The sequence below is a fragment of the Candidatus Ruminimicrobiellum ovillum genome (assembly GCF_002392975.1).
Taxonomy (GTDB): domain Bacteria; phylum Elusimicrobiota; class Endomicrobiia; order Endomicrobiales; family Endomicrobiaceae; genus Ruminimicrobiellum; species Ruminimicrobiellum ovillum.
Genome location: NZ_DGIC01000005.1, coordinates 14,768 through 32,787, shown reverse-complemented (window position 1 = coordinate 32,787; position 18,020 = coordinate 14,768). Strand labels below are relative to the sequence as shown.

Below are 18,020 nucleotides of genomic sequence, written 5' to 3'. Positions count from 1 at the left end.
GAGTTAATTTTTGCTTTTTATACTTTCTATAAATCTTTTATGAGTTGTCTGTTCTAAAATATTATCGGTATTTGATATATGTTTTTGTAAAGCATATAAAAATTCTTTAAAATATAAAACATTCTCAAAAGATTTTCTATACTTATAAAAGAAATCATATATTTGGCTATATTTGATTATCTTATAAGTGTTTTTAGGATAAAGGTCGGTTTCACTTATATAGCTATAATCCGGAACAAAAATATAAAAAAATTTATTTTTATAATATTCAAATATTTCTCCATTTGCATAACGATAGTATTCATATAATTGTCCCTTCACTTTTTTAACTTCTAAAAAAAGATCTTTTCCATTAATTCCCGATTTGATTTTATTTTCAATTACTATAATATTTTTGTTTGTTTTATCTGTTATTAACAAATCGGTATGTCCTTTTTCTCTTTCAATATTAAACTGTTCCGATAAATTTAATTTATTGTTTTTAAAATTATTTTTAAGAACTGTGTTTGCAAAAGAACAAAAAGCTTTCGGATTTGCGGAAAATATATATTTAAACATATTTGAAAAAATTACTTCATCATAATTCTTGTCTATAATATCTATAATATTAAAATGATTAATATCAGTACCATTTTCATATTCTTGGATTATTTCTTTAACTTTTTTAGTAGAATTTTCTTTCTTCCAATAATCGGAGTTTTCTATTATATACTTTAATTTTTCAAAAACTTTGCTCTGGTCTACAATTTTGTTGTTATATTTTATTTCTTTGTTTCCTATATACATTTTTAAACTTTGTTTGGCAATATTAACAATATTCGTCTTATTTGTATTGTTTTGTTGCTTACATGAATTTAAATATATCAAAATATATTTTGAGTCTTTATCGCAAATATCTTTTTGGGTTGTAGGTAAAAAAGAAATATATATAGGCTTTTTAGGTCGTTTTACTTTATTTGCTCGAAAAGAAATATATATTGCTTCTTCATTTTTTTCATTTTCATAAAATATTTTATTCACATATTTATCGTTGTATTTGATACTGTTTTCATAAATATACTCAAGTTGTTTTTCTCTATCTTTGTTTTTTCTTTGAGAAAAATTAACCTGCTCTAAATCATAAGCTTGTGCAAGAATTTCAAAAGTGTCTTTAATGTTGCTATTTCTTACAAGAAGAATGGTATCTATTTTATTATTATGCTTTTTGTCCATAGAACCATAAGGATTTACATATATGTAGTTTTGCCCGTTATCCGATTTAATAAGGTTAATAACTTCATGCCCTATATTATCGTTGAGATATCTTCCCACATACATTTTGTTTATGAGAATTTCTTTATTATTATCAACTTTGTGTAAAATTTCATTATTATTCACGTTTTTTATTTGTAAGCTTCTTTCAATATTTTTATTTCTTTGGCATATCCGTCTATTTCGTTAGGAGTTTCCAAATAAAAAGGCAAATTTTTTAATTTAGGATGATTTATTACTTTACTTATTGCATCAAGTCCTAAATGACCTTCTCCTATTTTTTCATGTCTATCTTTATGAGAAGCAAACGGATTTTTTGTATCATTTAAATGAATTGCTTTTAATTTTTCCAAACCGATAATACTATCAAATTGTTTTATTACATTATCCAAATCGTTAACAATATCGTAACCACCATCGTAAATGTGGCAAGTATCCAAACATACTCCAACTTTATCTTTTAATTCAACTAAATCTATTATTTGTTTTAATTCTTCAAATTTAGAACCAACTTCACTTCCTTTTCCCGACATTGTTTCAAGCAACACTGTTGTTGTTTGTTTTTTTGTTAATACCTCATTTAATGTATCTGCTATTATTTTTATTCCGGCATCAATACCTTGACCTACATGACTTCCGGGATGAAAGTTATACATATTGTTTGGAGTATATTCCATTCTTTTTAAATCATCTATAAATATTTCTTTTGCAAGTTCTCTTACTCTTTTATCTGCAGAGCATGGATTTAATGTGTATGGTGCATGAGCAAGAATTTTAACGAACTTGTGAGCTTTTATAATTTCTAAAAATTCTTTAATATCCTGTTCATCTATATCTTTTGCTTTAAAACCTCTCGGATTTCTTGTAAAAAACTGAAAAGTATTAGCACCTATTTCAATGGCTTGTTTTGCCATGGCAACATAACCATCGGAAGCAGATAAATGACACCCTATATTTAACATAAAACTCTCCTTGATTTATTAGTTTAATTATAAACTATAAATTATAAATTGTAAATTAGAGTTTTTATTGACATTTTTGTTATAGTTTGTTTTACTAAATATTATGGAAGAAATTATTTATAATTTACAATTATCTGACAATAAGTCTGTTCCTATTCACATAGAGAGAAAAAACATAAGAAATTACTATATAAAGATTTCCCCCGATTTGAATATAGTAGTGCCTATTCCGCTAAATATGAACATAGAAACCATTTATAAATTTTTGAATTCAAATAAAACAAAAAAATGGATAGAAAAAAATATAAACAAATTTCAAAAAGCTAAAGAAGAAAACATAAAAGACGAATTGGTTAACGGAGGAACGGTAAAAATATTGGACAGCCAATACATTGTTTATATTTATGAAAGCATGAACGACAAAGTTGTGTTGGACGGATTTAATTTATACATATATTCAAAAAATTCCAAAGATAAAGATTATTTACAGAAACAATATAACGAATTCCTTAAAGCCGAAGCAAAACCGTATTTTCAAAAAGTTATGGATAAGTTCTTACCGATATTTAAGAAATATAATGTTCCCCAACCCACACTGAAAATTAAACCGTTAAAAAGTAAATGGGGCAGCTGCAAAATTACAACTGCCGAAATTACATTGAATTTACATTTGTATAAAGCTTCCGCAGAATGTATAGATTATGTCGTTCTTCACGAACTTACACACCTTGTTCACCCCGGACATAAAAAGAGATTTTATAATTTTTTAGAAAAGTATATGCCGAACTATCAGGAAATAGAAAAACGCCTCGACATTGAGGCGGGACAAATTCTTTGTTAAAAGAATTTGTAGCGAAACGGATTTATCTTTTAAATTCTAACTTCGTATTTTGCTCAATCGAGTACCAACCGCTATCGCTTACTTTTATGTACACTTCATTCACCAAATACTTCGTTATAATTTAAAATCTTAAAATCCTTTAAAAGTCAACAACGGCAACGGCGAGATCCCGCATCAAGTGCGGGATGACAGTCTCAACAATTAGTAATTAGAAATTTCGGTGTCCTGCGGACGATTTTTTATAGATTCCGAATCAAGTTCGGAATAACAAAGGAAAGAGTTGTCTTTGGACCGTTAAAGACCTTAAGATTTTGTGTTAGAATGAAGCAACTAACGAATGAAGTGTATATGGATCCCGCAAGGGCATACTCGATTGAGTTAGTTGCAAAAGTATAACCAAAATATTAAGGTCGCTATAAAATAGTAAAAGGCAAACTCGTTTCGCTAAAAAAATTAAAATTTTTTTTGTATAATCTAAACATTATGAATTATATAATACTTTTATTAAACAAAATCGGTTTACCGCAACAATATGTAGAAACTGTAGCAACATTAACGGCAATTTTACTTTTTATTTTGCTTTTATACTTTATTTGGTATTTTTCCAGAATTCTTTCAAGAATGTATATAAACAGCAAATACTTTAAATTAAGAAGCAAAAAATGGGTTTATGCAATAAGAGAAGCTAATATTTTTTCCGTTATCGGTTATGTTGCCGCCGGTTTTATTGCAAACTTTGTTTCAATTCTTTTCTTTCCGGAAGAGTTTGCTCAGTTGCAACATGTAATCAACAAAATTATAAACATTTATTTCTTAATATGTATAGTTCTTATAGTTAATAAAGTATTAACCGTTATACAAATTATTCACGATACCGGCAGAGAAATTCCTATTAAAGGTTTTATTCAGTTCATAAAAATATTTATAAACTTTTTTGCTTTTTTAATAATATTGGCATATACCGTCGGTAAACAACCGATGTATTTTATTTCTTCACTCGGAATAATGGCATCTGTTTTAATGATAGTGTTTAAAGATACTATTGTAGGTCTTACTGCGGGTTGGCAACTTTCAATGAACAAGATGATAAGACTCGGTGATTGGATAGAAATGCCGGCTTACGGTGTAGACGGAAATGTTACGGACATTTCTTTAACAACGGTATATGTTAAAAATTGGGATAACAGAATAGTTACAATCCCCGCTTACGATTTAATATCCAAATCTTTTCAAAGTTGGAGAGAAATGCAGAAAGTAGGTGCACGAAGAATAAAAAGAAGTTTTTATATAGATATGCAGAGTATAAAGTTTGTTGATGAACAATTGCTTAAGAAATTACAAAAGTTTGAACTTTTAAAAGAATATATCGACAGAAAAGAAAAAGAAATTACAGACTATAATACCAAACATAATACACAAGATACAATGTATAACGGAAGATATTTAACCAATATCGGTATGTTTAGAATATATTGTCAACAATATATCAAAACAAGACCTTTCATAAACAACAACTTTTCCGCATTTGTAAGACAATTGGATCCTACACCGGAAGGACTTCCTTTAGAAGTTTATTGTTTTACCAACACTGCAGATTGGTTAGTTTACGAATCTTATCAAGCGGATGTTTTCGATCATTTGTTATCGGTAATAGGTGAGTTTGATTTACATGTATTCCAAAATCCGTCCGGAAGAGATTTGAAAGGTATAAACTTACAATCCAAGATCAATAAATAGGCGGTGTCTGTAATAAATAATGAAAGTATAAAATATCATTATTAAACCGGATACTATAAGAATTGTAATTAAACACCCCCACTTTCTTTTCTTTTTTTGGGGAGTTTCCATGTTTGCTTGGGCTTGTTGTTCGGCTTCTTTCAATAAATTATATTTTTCTTGATCAATCATTTTTTATTTCTTTAAAATCGTTCCGAATAGTATTAATATTGTTAAAGCTACAGGTGTAACAAATCTTAACAAAAAATTGAATATTGCATAAACTGTTTTGTTACGAAATGCTCTGATATTTCTTAATTTAACGAACCATCCTATTACAATACAGAGTATGATTGTATTTAAAGGTAACAATATGTTGGATGTTATATAGTCGAAGAAATCAAATAAGTTTAAGCCGAACAATTTAAATTCTCCGAATATTCCCATAGATAAAGTTACCGGAACAGCTAATGCAAAAACAATAACGGAAACTATAGCGGCAGCTTTATTTCTTGATAAATGGAAGTTTTCTATTAATGCCGCCGTAGGAACTTCCACAATACTTATGGAAGAAGTAAATGCCGCAAAAAACAGCAATACGAAAAATAATACGGCAAATATGTTGCCGTAAGGAATTTGTGCAAAAATGTTAGGTAATGTAATAAATGCAAGCCCTGCTCCGGAATTAACATCCAAACCGAACGAAAAAGCCGCAGGAAAAATCATGATTGCTGCAAGAAGAGCAAACATTGTATCGGAAAAAATTATCATAAAAGCACTTCTTGCCGCATTTTCTTTTTTTGTCATATAACTGCCGTAAACGAGTAATATTCCCATACCGATACTTAAAGTAAACAATGATTGCCCGAGTGCAGCAAGCAACATTTCCCCGTTTATTTTTGAAAAGTCCGGCATGAACATAAATTTCAGCCCGGAAGAGGCATTAGGTAACGACATTGAGAAAATGCATAAAATAATTATTATAAGTAAAAATAAAGGCATCATAACTTTGTTTATAAATTCGATTCCTTTATTTACTCCCCTGAATATAAAAAACATAACCATAAAAAGAAAAAGAGTTGTTAGTATGCACGGAAGAACAGGCGAAGAAACAAAGTTTTCAAAGTAAGAACCGTAATCCGTTATAATAGTGTTTGCTATATTGATATATATATAATTAAGTAACCATCCGCCTATAACAAAATAAAAAGATGCTATTATTGTGGCTGTTATAACATTTGACCATCCGAAAATTTTTAATTTTTTGTTTACCGAACCGTAAGCACCGATACTTTCTTTTTTTGTTCTTTTTCCGAAAGCGAGTTCACAAATTAAAGGTAAAGAGCATACGAAAAGAATTATGAGTAAATATACCAAAAGAAATGCGGAACCGCCGTATTTACCCATAATATAAGGAAATCTCCATATATTGCCTAAACCTACGGCAGAACCTACCGCCGCTAAAATAAAACCTATTCTTGATGACCATTCGGGCCTGGTTACATTGTTTTCCATAATGGTATATATTATACAATTTACAATTTATAATTTACAATTTATAATTAACGACAATGAAAAAAGACAGGTGAAGAGGTGAATGGGTGAAAAGTTTTCGGTGTGCCTGCGGCACAAATTTTTTATAGATTACTTCGCTGTGCTCGTAATGACAACCTTTTGTCATTGCGAAGGGTTCCGGTCCTGTGGCAATCCATGTTTTTTTATACATCTATACATCCATACATCTATACTTCAAAATTGCAAAGCAATTTTTATAATGCTAAAATATACCTTTTAAAGGTGTTATTATGCCAAACATTACGGAAATTAGAAAGTATCCTAAGATAAAAGATTATTTTAAAATCTTTTTCGATAACGAAACGGCAATTTTGATTGATGCCGAAACAATTGTAAGTTTCGGTTTAAAAAAAAGTCTGTTTATTGACGAAGATACTTTCAATAAAGTGTTGAAGCATAATAATTTCAACAGAATTACAAGTTATGCTTTTTATTTAATATCACATAAACTTTACAGCAAAAAAAGTTTGTCCGATAAACTGTTATCGAGAGGCTTTGAAAAAAAAGATATTGAAAAAGTTATAACAAGATTTGTTGAACTTAATTATATAAACGACGAAGTTTTTGCTCAAAATTTAGTTGAATATTTGCAAAGCAGAGGGAAAGGTCCTTTTTATATAAAAAACGAGCTGAAACAACACGATATAGATAACGAAATAATTTCAAAAGTGATGGAAAGTGACGAAGAAAACGAACCTTACATGCAAATTATAAATATAATGAAAAAGAAATTTTCTAAATTTGACGGTAAGGATAAAAACGAAGTCAGAAAGACGGCTATGTTTTTTCAGAGAAGAGGTTTTGCTTCGCAGGACATAGCTAAAGCATTTAGAGAATTTGATGCGGAAATAGAAGAAGACTAAACTACAGCTTAAAGCTTAGAGCTTACAGCTGAAAGTTTAATGTAAAATTTTGTAAAACAAAATTTTCTAATAAATATCAAAAATTCACTTTGTGAATTTTTACCGAAAACCATAAGCTATAAACTATAAGCTAAAATATAAGGAGATTAAAAATGGCAACAGCATTGTTAAGTGTATGTGATAAAACGGGAATAGTAGAATTTGCTAAAGAATTAAAATCTTTAGGTTATGATATTATCTCCAGCGGAGGAACCGCAAAAAAATTAAAAGAAAATTCAATAGAATGTAAAGAAATATCCGATGTTACGGGATTTCCGGAAATGCTCGACGGCAGAGTAAAAACATTAAATCCTAAAATTCACGGCGGAATACTTGCAAGAAGAGATATTCCCAAACACATGGAAGAATTAAAAAAGCTCGGAATCAACACAATAGATATAGTAGCGGTAAATTTGTATCCTTTTGAAGAAACTGCAAAAAAAATTGCAAAACCTGCGGATAAAAATATATCCCAGGATATTATCGAAAATATAGATATCGGCGGAGTAACTCTCATAAGAGCAGCCGCAAAAAATTATAAAGATGTTTTAATAGTTTGTTCCCCTGCCGATTATTCCGTAATAATAGATAATTTAAAAAATAAAACCGTAAATAACGATTTAAGACTTAAACTTGCCGGAACGGCATTCAGACATACCGCATATTACGATGCATTAATTTCAAATTATTTGTCTTATGAAGATTTTCCTTCTCAACAGGCAATTCCTTTAAAAAAACTTGCTTCTTTAAGATACGGCGAAAATCCTCATCAAAGAGCAGCATTATACAGCTTCGGTAACGAAGAAAATTCTTGTGCGGCAATTTCCGCAAAACAATTGCACGGTAAAGAACTTTCTTATAATAACTATTTGGATTTGGAAGCTTCCTGGAGACTTGTTCACGAATTTGATAATCCGGCTTGTGCAATAATTAAGCATAACAATCCTTGCGGATGTGCGGAAGGAACAGATGTTAAAGATGCATATTTGAAAGCTCTTGCATGCGACCCTGTAAGCGCTTTCGGCGGAATACTTGCTTTTAATATGGTTGTAGATAAAGCCGTAGCTGAAGAAATAGCGAAACTTTTTGTTGAATGTGTTATTGCTCCCGATTATTGTCAGGATGCCTTGGATGTTCTTATGACAAAGAAGAATATAAGAATTTTAAGACAACCTAACAAATATGTAAAGAAACCGTCAACCGAATACAGAATGATGGCAGACGGTATGCTTGTTCAAGACAGAGATGAACAGTTGTTAAACGAAACAAAAACAATAACAAAGAGAGAACCTACTAAAGAAGAAAGAGAATCTTTGGAATTTGCATGGAAGATTTGTAAGCATGTAAAATCCAATGCAATAATTCTTGTCAGAGGCAAACAAACCGTTGGTGTCGGTGCAGGACAAATGAGCAGAATAGATTCTTTAAATATAGCAATAAAGAAAATGAAAGAAGCAAAATTCGAAATAGATGAAAATAAATATCCTTTGGTACTTGCTTCCGATGCATTTTTCCCGTTCCCTGATGTTGTAGAAGGTGCGGCAAAAGAAAATGTTACCGCAATTATTCAACCGGGAGGCTCTATAAGAGATAATCTTTCTATAGATTTGGCAAACGAGAAAAACATTGCAATGATATTTACATCTATGAGACACTTTAAACATTAAAATTTGTAAAAGAAATTTTAATAAATTAGTAATTAGAAATGAGAAATTAGGAATTAACGACAAAGATATATGGCTAACATTGCTTTACTTTGTTTGCAATAATGCAAATAAGGGGATGTCATTTCGAACTTGATTCGGAATCTATCAAATATTTGTCCGAAAGACACAGAAATTGCTAATTACTAATTGCTAATTACTAATTCTTATGCTCAAATATTTCTTATCATTACTTTTTACTGTCTTGTTTGTATCTGTATGCTTTTGTTCTCAGAAAGAACAAATTGATTTGTCCGCTATTGCTAACTATTCAATAATCCCTTCAAATGTTTTTGTGATAAAAAACAAACTTTTTTTGGATTTTGGTGCAAAAAATCTTTATCTTACACTAAGAATTCCCAAACAATACAAAAATAATTCCGTTAAAAGATTGAAATTGGATGCCGAAAAAACAAAAAAGAAAGAAAACGATATGGAATCGGTAGAAATAATATCAAATGAAAAATATCAACAAATAATCAACGAAATGGTTATTGAAAACGGTATAAAAAAGAAATTGGCAATATTAAAATATGAATACGAAACGGATTTAGGAACAACCAAAGAGTTAGAAGCGGAAATACAATTGGATAATGTTTATAATGTTGACGGCAACATATCCGCTCCTTCATTAAGTAAAGAGTTAAAAGAAGAAAAGAAATACAATAAACAAAAAACAAAAGAAGCAATAGAAAGTGTTGTAAATATTATAAAGAAAAAATTTCCCGATGAAACAAAATTTTTGGCTTTAACAAAAAACATTTCCGATATAGTTTATTTCTATGTGGATACCGAAAAAAATTATGTTATGCCTTTGATTTTGCCGCCTTATCAAAAGAAAGAAAATGACAGCAATATATTGGTTTCAAGCGGTAAATTTTTATATTCGTTTATAGTGAAAAACCATATCGTTCCCATAATAAAATCCCCCTTTACATCGGGATACAGATTGTTTTCTACGGCATCGTCGTCTCTCATGTCGTTTGCTCCCATTTTAACGGAAGATTTTTATTTGGATAATGACTGTAATCAATGTATGATGGATTTGGATGATTTTAATAGATTTTTAGACGAAGATTTGGGGACAAAAGAATATAAAGCCGATATAAAACTTCTTATAGACGGAGAAAGTTTTTTTAATGATTTTATAGAAACCGCAAAACAGGCAACTCATTCCGTTTTTATACAGATGTACATTTTTAAAACAGATACTTTTGCTATGGAAATAATAAGTCTTTTGAAAGAACTTTCAAAAAAAGTTGATGTAAGAGTATTGATAGATTATATCGGAAGTCTTACAAATTCCAAATCAAATCAAGACCCCATAATAAAAGATTATAAAGAGCCGAAAGATATTGTTGATACTTTAAAAGAAGATTCCGATATTAAAGTAAGAATGCATCCGGATACTTGGCTTATTTCCGACCACAGAAAAATATTTTTGGTGGATAGAAAGAAAGCGTATATAGGCGGTATGAATATTGCAAGCGAATACAGATATAATTGGCACGATTTAATGGTATCTTTGGAAGGACCTGTTGTTTCACCCATAGTAAAACTTTTTTACAAATCCTGGTCGTTTGCGGGGCTTGGCGGCGATTTTGCCGTAGCATACAGAAGCTTATTTACAAAAGTAAAAAGAAAAGAAAACAAACCTGCAGACGATATGATAAATGTAAGGTTGTTGTATACGGATTCAACGGATTACCAAATATATGAAGCACAACTTGAAGCTATAAGACGAGCAAAAAAAAGAATATATATAGAAAATCCTTACTTTACGGAAAAAGTGTTGGCAGAAGAACTTGTTCTTGCCAAACAAAGGGGCGTGGATGTAAAAATTATATTGCCGGGTGTAAATGATTTGGTTATATACGATAAAACGAATTTAAAAATAGCAAACTATTTTATAGAAAACGGTATAGATGTTTATTTTTATCCTAAAATGACACATGTTAAAGCTGCGGTTTATGATAACTGGGCTTGTGTGGGCAGTGCGAATTTTAATAAACTCAGTATGTTTAAGAACAGAGAAATTAATGTTGCTTTTTATGACGAAAAGTTGGTAAATGAATTGATAGAAACTTTATTCGAACCTGATTTTGAAGTGTCGGATAAGTTCGAAAAAGAAGTAGATGTCCCGTTTATTTACTATTTGATTTAATTTTTTAAAAACAAAAATTAAATCTGTTTATAGCTTATAGCTGAAAGCTTAAAGTTTGTTGTAAAAATTCACAAAGTGAATTTTTGTTGTTTGTTAGAAAATTTTGTGAGACAAAATTTTACCAAAAACTATAAGCTATAAGCTTTAAGCTTAAAAAATCCGGAGGATTTTTTTTGTGGAAAAGAAGAGAATAAGTTTGGCGGATTTGGATTTATTGAAAAAAAACTTTAAACAAAGCGGACTTCATACCGTATGTCAAGCCGCTAAATGTCCGAATATAGGTGAATGTTTCAAACATAAAACGGCAACTTTTATGATATTGGGTGATGTTTGTTCAAGAAATTGTGCTTTTTGTGCTACAACACACGGCAAGCCGTTGGATATAGATAAAGACGAACCTTTAAAATTGGCAAACACAATAAGGAATTTGGGCTTAAAATATGTCGTTATAACTTCGGTAACAAGAGATGATTTGCCCGACGGCGGAGCGGAACACTTTAAAAATGTGGTTAATGTTATAAGAAAAGAAATAAGTGATATAAAAATAGAATTGTTGGTTCCGGATTTTAAAGGTGATACAAAAAGTATAGATGTTGTATTATCTTCAAAACCGGATGTTTTCGGCCATAATGTGGAAACTGTCCCCTCTTTATATAAGTTCAGAAAATGGGCTGATTATAACAGATCTTTGGATGTTTTAAGTTATGCAAAGAAAAAAGGATTTATTACAAAAACCGGAATAATGTTGGGACTCGGTGAAACGGAAACACAACTCCTTGAACTTTTTAAAGATTTAAAAAGAATAGATTGTGATATTTTAACAATAGGTCAATATTTGAAACCGTTAAAAGATAATGCCGAAATGGTAAAAGAATATACCGACGAAGAATTTGAAAGTTTAAAACAAAAAGCTTTGGATGTCGGTATAAAAACCTGTGTATCTGGGAAATATGTAAGAAGCTCATATTTTGCGGAAAACACATATCAATTTTTGCAAAACAAAAATTAGCTTATAGTTTGCTGTTTGTTGTTTGTCGTTGGTTGCTTTCAAAGAATTTAAAAGATAAATTCGTTTAGCTAAAAAGAAAAAAGAGACTATTTTGAAGAAAACAGATTTGATTATCGACAACAAAGAATACAAAGATGTTTATGTTGCCGAATCTTTTTTTGAAAGATTCAAAGGGTTAATGTTTGTGCCTGAACAAAAATCTTTTAATTTGCTTATTAAAAAATGTAATTCCATACACACTTGTTTTATGAAATTCAACATAGATGTTTATTGTTTGGATAAAGATTTTAATGTAGTAAAAAAATATACAAATGTAAAACCTTTCAGATTTATATTGCCCGTTAAAAACACATACCATATATTGGAAATACCAAACGACAATGTATAATGTACAATTTACAATGTATAATGAATAAAAAAAGCAGGAAGAAAAATCTTCCTGCTTTTTGTTTTTTTTATAGATTCCGGATCAAGTCCGGAATGACAGACTAAACGACTATCCGTTAATGATATATTTTTCTACCAACGAGTTAAGTTCTTCTTTTGTTAAAGGATTTCTTCTGTCCCCTTTAAAAAGTTCGTCGATATACTCTTTTATCTTTACAACTCCCGGATGTGTCTTATCTATTTTTTTGTCATCATCTTTAAAGTTCGGATGTTGAGTATTTATCCAATAAGCAATACCGGCAAGACCTGCTCTGTCGGTAATTGCAACTTCCGGCGGTCTGTTCAATATTGCTTTAGTATCAAACACATTGTATATTTCCTGTTCTTTTAATAATCCGTCTGCATGAATACCTGCTCTTGTGGAATTAAAATGTGCACCCACAAACGGCTGCATATTCGGAATATCATATTTTAATTCCGTCTTAAAATATTTTGCAATTTCGGTTATTGCGGATAAGTCCATACCGTTATGGTCGCCTCTGAAAGCAACATATTCTATGGCTAAAGCTTCTATAGGCGTATTTCCGGTTCTTTCCCCTATTCCGAGCAATGTTCCGTTAATTCCGGAACAACCGTAAAGCCAAGCAAATGTAGAATTTGTTAATGCTCTGTAAAAATCGTTATGTCCGTGCCATTCGAGCCATTCGGAAGGAACACCGGCATGGTGAGTTAAACCATACATTATTCCGTTAACATTTCTCGGTAAAGCAACACCGGGATATGCAACTCCGAAACCCAATGTATCGCATGCTCTTATTTTTACCGGCATATTTGCTTGTTTCGAAAGTTTCATTAACTCTTTTGCAAAAGGTATAACAAAACCGTAAAAATCCGCTCTTGTAATATCTTCAAAGTGACATCTCGGAACAATACCTTCTTCTAAAGCGGCTCTAACAATATCTAAATACATATCGAGAGCCTGTCTTCTGTTTTTCTTCAGTTTTAAAAATATATGATAATCCGAACATGAAGTTAAAATTCCGGTCTCTTTTATTCCCATTTCCTTAACTAATTTAAAATCGTTTTTGTTTGCTCTTATCCAAGATGTAATTTGAGGAAACTCATAACCTTTTTCCTGACATTTTCTTACAGCTTCTTTATCTTTGTCGGAATATAAGAAAAATTCCGTTTGTCTTATCATACCGTTAGGGCCGCCCAAACGGTGCATTAAGTCGAATAAATGAGAAATTTGATCTGCGGTAAAAGGCGGAAAAGCCTGTTGACCGTCTCTAAAAGTGGTGTCGGTCATCCAAATATTTTCAGGCGGATTCATAGGAACAACAGTATTATTAAAAGCTATTTTAGGAATATCCGAATAAGAAAAAGTTTCTCTTAACAAGTTGGGCTCTTTAACATCCTGCAGTTCAAATGTGTATTCTTCAGGTTCAAGCATTTTTCTGTTTTTATTGTAAACTAACATTTATCCCTCCCGTATTAAGATGAAACTACATTATATTAAAAAAAGAGTATTAAAACAATATATATTGGCAATTTATAATTTATAATTTACAATTTATAATTAGTAATTAACGACAATGACAGAATTGAGGTATGGAAACGACAACAGATGGATTGCCGCGGCGGTTACACCTCCTCGCAATAACAAACTAAACGACAATTAGTAAAATGCATAACGGAAACCGATTTTCGGTGCGAAAGAGTTTGTTTCCGGTTTGTTTATGTAGTAGTAGTCAAAACCTAAATCTATAAAGAAAACTTCTTTTATTATAAAAGTAAGACCGGTATAAGCGCCCAAAATACAAGAATATCCGCTGTCTTCATAAAAATCCGACCATGTTTTCATCGTTAAATCATAATAAGCCAAACCAACACCTGTACCTACATACATTGCAAAATGTTTGGTTGTAAGATAATCGTAAAAAACATTTGCCATACCTGCTCTAACGGTTAAAGTGCTTACAAGTCCCAACATTGTTTGTAACATTTCGGAAACTTCCGCTCTTTCCTGATAGGAAATTTCATATCTGAACCTGTTAAGTTGAAGTCCGAAGGCGGCATTTGCCATAAAACCGATACTTACCATACTTCTTTCTCTGTCTTCTTTATCGTAAGTTTCCGTTGAACCTGCCGATAAACAAAAATCTAATTTGGCATACTTGTACAAAGTATCGTTTTCAAGTGCGAAAATATTTGTGCTGCAAAAAAGAATAAACAATATTAATAATGATGTTTTTTTCATTTATTTTTTCTCTTCTTTATCATATTTTATTTTTAATATAATTTGTGTAAGGGCTAAACAGAATATAACCGCATTTGCTATCAGTACCGGATATGTGCTTGTTAAAATACCGTAAACTATCCACAAAAAAACTCCCGTGGTAAACAATACAAACATTCCCATAGAAACATCTTTAGCGGATTTAGATTTAACCGTTTTTATTATTTGCGGTAAGAAAGCTATTGTCGTGATAGTTGCAGCTATATATCCTAAAAAATCTATAATTATTTTTTCCATAACATATCCTTTAAATTTACGGCTCTGTAAGTTTTTAAAAGTATTTTGTTGCTTAATGCTTGCTGAGGACAATAAGATGCGCACCTTAAACAAAAAATACATTTGTCCTTAAATTGCGGAATATCTTTAATTTCAATGTTCTCCGTAGGGCAAAGAGTTGCACATGTTCCGCATCCGTTACATTTTTTTGTATCGACTTTAAATTTCATTATCTTTTTCGCAAGTTTTGTTTTCCATAATTTCGTGGTAACAAAACTTGAAATACAAAAAGCTAAAGAAGAAAAAATGTTAGTTTTTTTTATATATCCGTTACCGTTAATAATACCTTTTGCATATTCTTCTGCTTTTAATAAATTTTTTTCTATTCTTGCTATGTTTTTAGCATCGTTTAATACAAGCAAAAAATTGTTCGGCATTATAAAACCTTTTGCACCGATAATTTTATAGTTTTTCTTTTCCAATATTTTTGCAATGTGAGCTATCATTGCACAGGAACTGTCTCCCATTGTGGTAAAGAGAAAAGTTTCGGCACCGTTGCCATCGGGAAGAGAATCTATCCAAGTTCTTACAAACGGAAAAGTGTTCCAGAATGCGGTAGTAAACCCTATACCGATAGTGGAATTTAAGTTTATATCCTGCGGTTTTATCGATTCCATTTTGTGAACGGTTGAATCGTAAGAATTTTTGTTAAATGTTTCCGAAATTTTGTTTGCTGCAAGAAATGTATTTCCTGTTCCGGAAAAGACATATATATTTATTTTCCTATTCATAAATTTTTCTCCGAAAAATTTTATTCATATTTTAGCGAAGCGAGTTTTATTTTTTACTTATAATTTTGCATTTGCCTTCTTTATGTACATCTAACTTAAATAAAATTTATAGCGACCTTAATATTTTGGTTATAATTTTGCAACTAACTCAATCGAGTATGCCCTTCCGGGATCCATATACACTTCATTCGTTAGTTGCTTCATTCTAACCTAAAATCTTAAGATCTTGAACGGCAATGACAACGACCAAATCTCGAAATCCTTTGGATGCCAAGAATAAGGTAACTCAAAATCTTAAGGTCTTGAACGACACTAATTATAAATTGCCTTTCTTGGCTTTCTCAATCGCTATATTTAAAAATAAAATATCACTCGGTTTTATTCCCGGTATTCTGTTAGCTTGTCCCAATGTTAACGGTAAAACTTTTTTCAACTTTTCTTTAGTTTCCGCCGACAAAGTTGAAATGGAATCATAATCAAAATCTTTCGGTATCTGTTTGTTTTCGTATTTAGCCAACTTTTTTGCCGACTGTTCCTGTATATGAATATAACCTTCGTATTTTTTTGTTATTTCAAGTTCTTCGTTAACCTTTTCAATAGACCATGGACTGAGCTCTTCGTCCGTAGGTAACGGAGCCCCCGTTCCTTCATACAAATCTACCAACGTTTGTCTGTATAATGTAAATTTTTTATACATTGCATCGGATATTAAACCTATATGATGTCCTAATTCCATAAGTCTTAAATCCGCATTATCGTTTCTTATGCTTAATCTGTATTCGGCTCGCGAAGTGAACATTCTATAAGGCTCATCGACATTTTTCGTTACTAAATCGTCTATTAAAATACCGATATAAGATTCTTGTCTGTGTAATATTAAAGGATCTCTTTGCAATATTTTCAGTGCGGCATTTATTCCGGCAACTATTCCTTGTCCCGCGGCTTCTTCATATCCGGTTGTTCCATTAATTTGTCCCGCAAGGTAAAGATTTTCTATGTTTTTTGTTTCAAGAGTATGTTTCGTTTGTGTAGGCGGAATATAATCGTATTCAATGGCATAACCGTATCTTATTATTTTTACATTCTCCAATCCTTCAATGGAATGCAATATTTCCTGTTGTACTTTTTCCCCTAATCCCGTGAAAAGGCCGTTAATATAAATTTCCTGTGTACTTAAACTTTCCGGTTCTAAAAATAATTGGTGTCTTGTTCTTTGCGGGAATCTGACGATTTTATCTTCTATCGACGGACAATATCTCGGACCGTGAGCATTTGCAAGACCGTTATATAAAGAAGATTCTTTTATGTTGTCTTGAATAATTTTGTGTGTTGTTTCGTTTGAATATACCAAAAAGCACGGAACTTGTTTTTTTGTTTGTTGCCAAACTTTAGTGTTTGTAAAATGCGAAAACGGTATCGGCGGATTATCTCCCGGTTGCGGAGTCATTTTGGAATAATCCACCGTGCTTCCGTTAACTCTCGGTGGAGTACATGTTGTAAATCTTGATATTTCAAGCCCGCAATCTTTTTTCAAAGATTCCGACAAATCCGTGGAAGATGCTTCGCTGAATCTTCCCCCGTTAAATACAGTTTTGCCTACAAAAATTTTACCGTTTAAAAATGTTCCCGTGGTAACAATAACGGCTTGTGCATATATTGTTTCATCCAAATTTGTTTTTACACCCGCAACTTTACCGTTTTCTATTATAAGTTGTGTGGCGGTTGCCTGTAACAAATCCAAATTTTTTTGTGATATTATCGAATTTTGCATAAATGTGGAATAAAGTTTTTTATCGCATTGAGCTCTCGGAGACCATACGGCAGGGCCTCTTGATTTGTTTAACATTTTGAACTGGATACCGGCCATATCGGTAATCCAACCCATTTCTCCGCCCAAAGCATCAACTTCCCTTACAATTTGACCTTTTGCAATACCGCCGATAGCAGGATTGCAGGGCATATTTGCTATTAAATCCACACTTTGTGTTATTAATAATGTTTTTAATCCCATTCTTGCGGGAGCAAGAGCGGCTTCACAACCCGCATTACCGCCGCCTATAACAACAACATCATATTTGTTCATATACATGTCCTTAAATTTATTAAAACTTAATTTACAATAAATAAGATATTTTTTCAAGAAAAAAATGTTATTTAAAAAGTAAAAAAAATTTATTAGAATATACATGTGAATATGTAAGGAT

Annotated in this window: 15 protein-coding genes; 7 read left to right on the top strand and 8 right to left on the bottom strand. The window is 31.2% G+C overall.

Annotated elements, in window-relative coordinates; genetic code table 11:
• Positions 1-3: 3 nt before the first annotated feature.
• A complete protein-coding gene (locus tag B2Y85_RS02195; RefSeq protein ID WP_372518845.1) occupies positions 4-1,377 on the bottom strand; it encodes a hypothetical protein in 1,374 nt (457 codons plus the stop codon).
• A 5-nt stretch (positions 1,378-1,382) separates the two neighbouring features.
• A complete protein-coding gene (locus B2Y85_RS02190) occupies positions 1,383-2,213 on the bottom strand; it encodes a deoxyribonuclease IV (RefSeq protein WP_372518844.1) in 831 nt (276 codons plus the stop codon).
• 103 nt (positions 2,214-2,316) lie between these two features.
• Between B2Y85_RS02190 and B2Y85_RS02185 the strand changes: the two genes are divergently transcribed.
• Entirely contained in the window at positions 2,317-3,054 is a 738-nt protein-coding gene (locus B2Y85_RS02185; RefSeq protein ID WP_372518843.1) for a M48 family metallopeptidase, read from the top strand.
• A 483-nt stretch (positions 3,055-3,537) separates the two neighbouring features.
• A complete protein-coding gene (locus tag B2Y85_RS02180) occupies positions 3,538-4,791 on the top strand; it encodes a mechanosensitive ion channel family protein (protein WP_372518842.1) in 1,254 nt (417 codons plus the stop codon).
• A 174-nt stretch (positions 4,792-4,965) separates the two neighbouring features.
• Here the strand turns inward: B2Y85_RS02180 and B2Y85_RS02175 are convergent, their stop codons facing one another.
• Positions 4,966-6,285 (bottom strand): sodium-dependent transporter, encoded by a 1,320-nt coding sequence (locus B2Y85_RS02175; protein WP_372518841.1) that lies wholly within the window; start codon positions 6,283-6,285, stop codon positions 4,966-4,968.
• 290 nt (positions 6,286-6,575) lie between these two features.
• On the opposite strand from B2Y85_RS02175, the gene B2Y85_RS02170 reads away from it, so the two are divergent.
• From B2Y85_RS02170 to B2Y85_RS02150, 5 genes are all read left to right on the top strand, one after another.
• Complete coding sequence (locus tag B2Y85_RS02170) at positions 6,576-7,208, top strand: regulatory protein RecX (RefSeq protein ID WP_372518840.1); 633 nt, start codon at positions 6,576-6,578, stop codon at positions 7,206-7,208.
• A gap of 152 nt (positions 7,209-7,360) precedes the next feature.
• The gene (purH, locus tag B2Y85_RS02165) at positions 7,361-8,914 is read left to right on the top strand and encodes a bifunctional phosphoribosylaminoimidazolecarboxamide formyltransferase/IMP cyclohydrolase (protein WP_372518839.1); all 1,554 of its coding nucleotides are present in this window, start codon (positions 7,361-7,363) and stop codon (positions 8,912-8,914) included.
• Between the two features lie 331 nt (positions 8,915-9,245).
• A complete protein-coding gene (locus B2Y85_RS02160) occupies positions 9,246-11,114 on the top strand; it encodes a phospholipase D-like domain-containing protein (RefSeq protein WP_372518838.1) in 1,869 nt (622 codons plus the stop codon).
• Positions 11,115-11,289: 175 nt separating this feature from the next.
• Positions 11,290-12,123, top strand: a complete 834-nt coding sequence (lipA, locus tag B2Y85_RS02155; protein ID WP_372518837.1) for a lipoyl synthase — start codon at positions 11,290-11,292, stop codon at positions 12,121-12,123.
• A 91-nt stretch (positions 12,124-12,214) separates the two neighbouring features.
• Positions 12,215-12,511 carry a DUF192 domain-containing protein gene (locus B2Y85_RS02150; protein WP_372518836.1) on the top strand — a complete coding sequence of 99 codons (297 nt, stop codon included), beginning with the start codon at positions 12,215-12,217 and terminating at the stop codon, positions 12,509-12,511.
• A 108-nt stretch (positions 12,512-12,619) separates the two neighbouring features.
• Here B2Y85_RS02150 and B2Y85_RS02145 read toward each other — a convergent pair whose 3' ends face one another.
• The 5 genes from B2Y85_RS02145 to mnmG form a co-directional block, all read right to left on the bottom strand.
• Positions 12,620-13,990: a 2-isopropylmalate synthase gene (locus B2Y85_RS02145; protein WP_372518835.1), complete on the bottom strand. Its 1,371-nt coding sequence runs from the start codon at positions 13,988-13,990 to the stop codon at positions 12,620-12,622.
• A gap of 198 nt (positions 13,991-14,188) precedes the next feature.
• Entirely contained in the window at positions 14,189-14,770 is a 582-nt protein-coding gene (locus tag B2Y85_RS02140) for an opacity family porin (RefSeq protein WP_372518834.1), read from the bottom strand.
• A complete protein-coding gene (locus tag B2Y85_RS02135; RefSeq protein ID WP_372518833.1) occupies positions 14,771-15,046 on the bottom strand; it encodes a SemiSWEET family sugar transporter in 276 nt (91 codons plus the stop codon).
• Positions 15,034-15,816, bottom strand: a complete 783-nt coding sequence (locus B2Y85_RS02130; protein ID WP_372518832.1) for an EFR1 family ferrodoxin — start codon at positions 15,814-15,816, stop codon at positions 15,034-15,036. The genes B2Y85_RS02135 and B2Y85_RS02130 overlap by 13 nt, the downstream gene beginning before the upstream one ends.
• 316 nt (positions 15,817-16,132) lie before the next feature.
• Entirely contained in the window at positions 16,133-17,905 is a 1,773-nt protein-coding gene (mnmG, locus tag B2Y85_RS02125) for a tRNA uridine-5-carboxymethylaminomethyl(34) synthesis enzyme MnmG (protein ID WP_372518831.1), read from the bottom strand.
• Positions 17,906-18,020: the final 115 nt, after the last annotated feature.

What these genes read in the sequence shown, in the direction of transcription:
- purH (WP_372518839.1), top strand. Translation starts at nt 7,361, where the DNA reads ATGGCAACAGCATTGTTAAGTGTATGTGATAAAACGGGAATAGTAGAA.
- B2Y85_RS02140 (WP_372518834.1), bottom strand. Translation starts at nt 14,770, where the DNA reads ATGAAAAAAACATCATTATTAATATTGTTTATTCTTTTTTGCAGCACA.
- B2Y85_RS02145 (WP_372518835.1), bottom strand. Translation starts at nt 13,990, where the DNA reads ATGTTAGTTTACAATAAAAACAGAAAAATGCTTGAACCTGAAGAATAC.
- B2Y85_RS02185 (WP_372518843.1), top strand. Translation starts at nt 2,317, where the DNA reads ATGGAAGAAATTATTTATAATTTACAATTATCTGACAATAAGTCTGTT.
- B2Y85_RS02175 (WP_372518841.1), bottom strand. Translation starts at nt 6,285, where the DNA reads ATGGAAAACAATGTAACCAGGCCCGAATGGTCATCAAGAATAGGTTTT.
- B2Y85_RS02130 (WP_372518832.1), bottom strand. Translation starts at nt 15,816, where the DNA reads ATGAATAGGAAAATAAATATATATGTCTTTTCCGGAACAGGAAATACA.
- B2Y85_RS02180 (WP_372518842.1), top strand. Translation starts at nt 3,538, where the DNA reads ATGAATTATATAATACTTTTATTAAACAAAATCGGTTTACCGCAACAA.
- B2Y85_RS02135 (WP_372518833.1), bottom strand. Translation starts at nt 15,046, where the DNA reads ATGGAAAAAATAATTATAGATTTTTTAGGATATATAGCTGCAACTATC.
- B2Y85_RS02170 (WP_372518840.1), top strand. Translation starts at nt 6,576, where the DNA reads ATGCCAAACATTACGGAAATTAGAAAGTATCCTAAGATAAAAGATTAT.
- mnmG (WP_372518831.1), bottom strand. Translation starts at nt 17,905, where the DNA reads ATGTATATGAACAAATATGATGTTGTTGTTATAGGCGGCGGTAATGCG.
- B2Y85_RS02190 (WP_372518844.1), bottom strand. Translation starts at nt 2,213, where the DNA reads ATGTTAAATATAGGGTGTCATTTATCTGCTTCCGATGGTTATGTTGCC.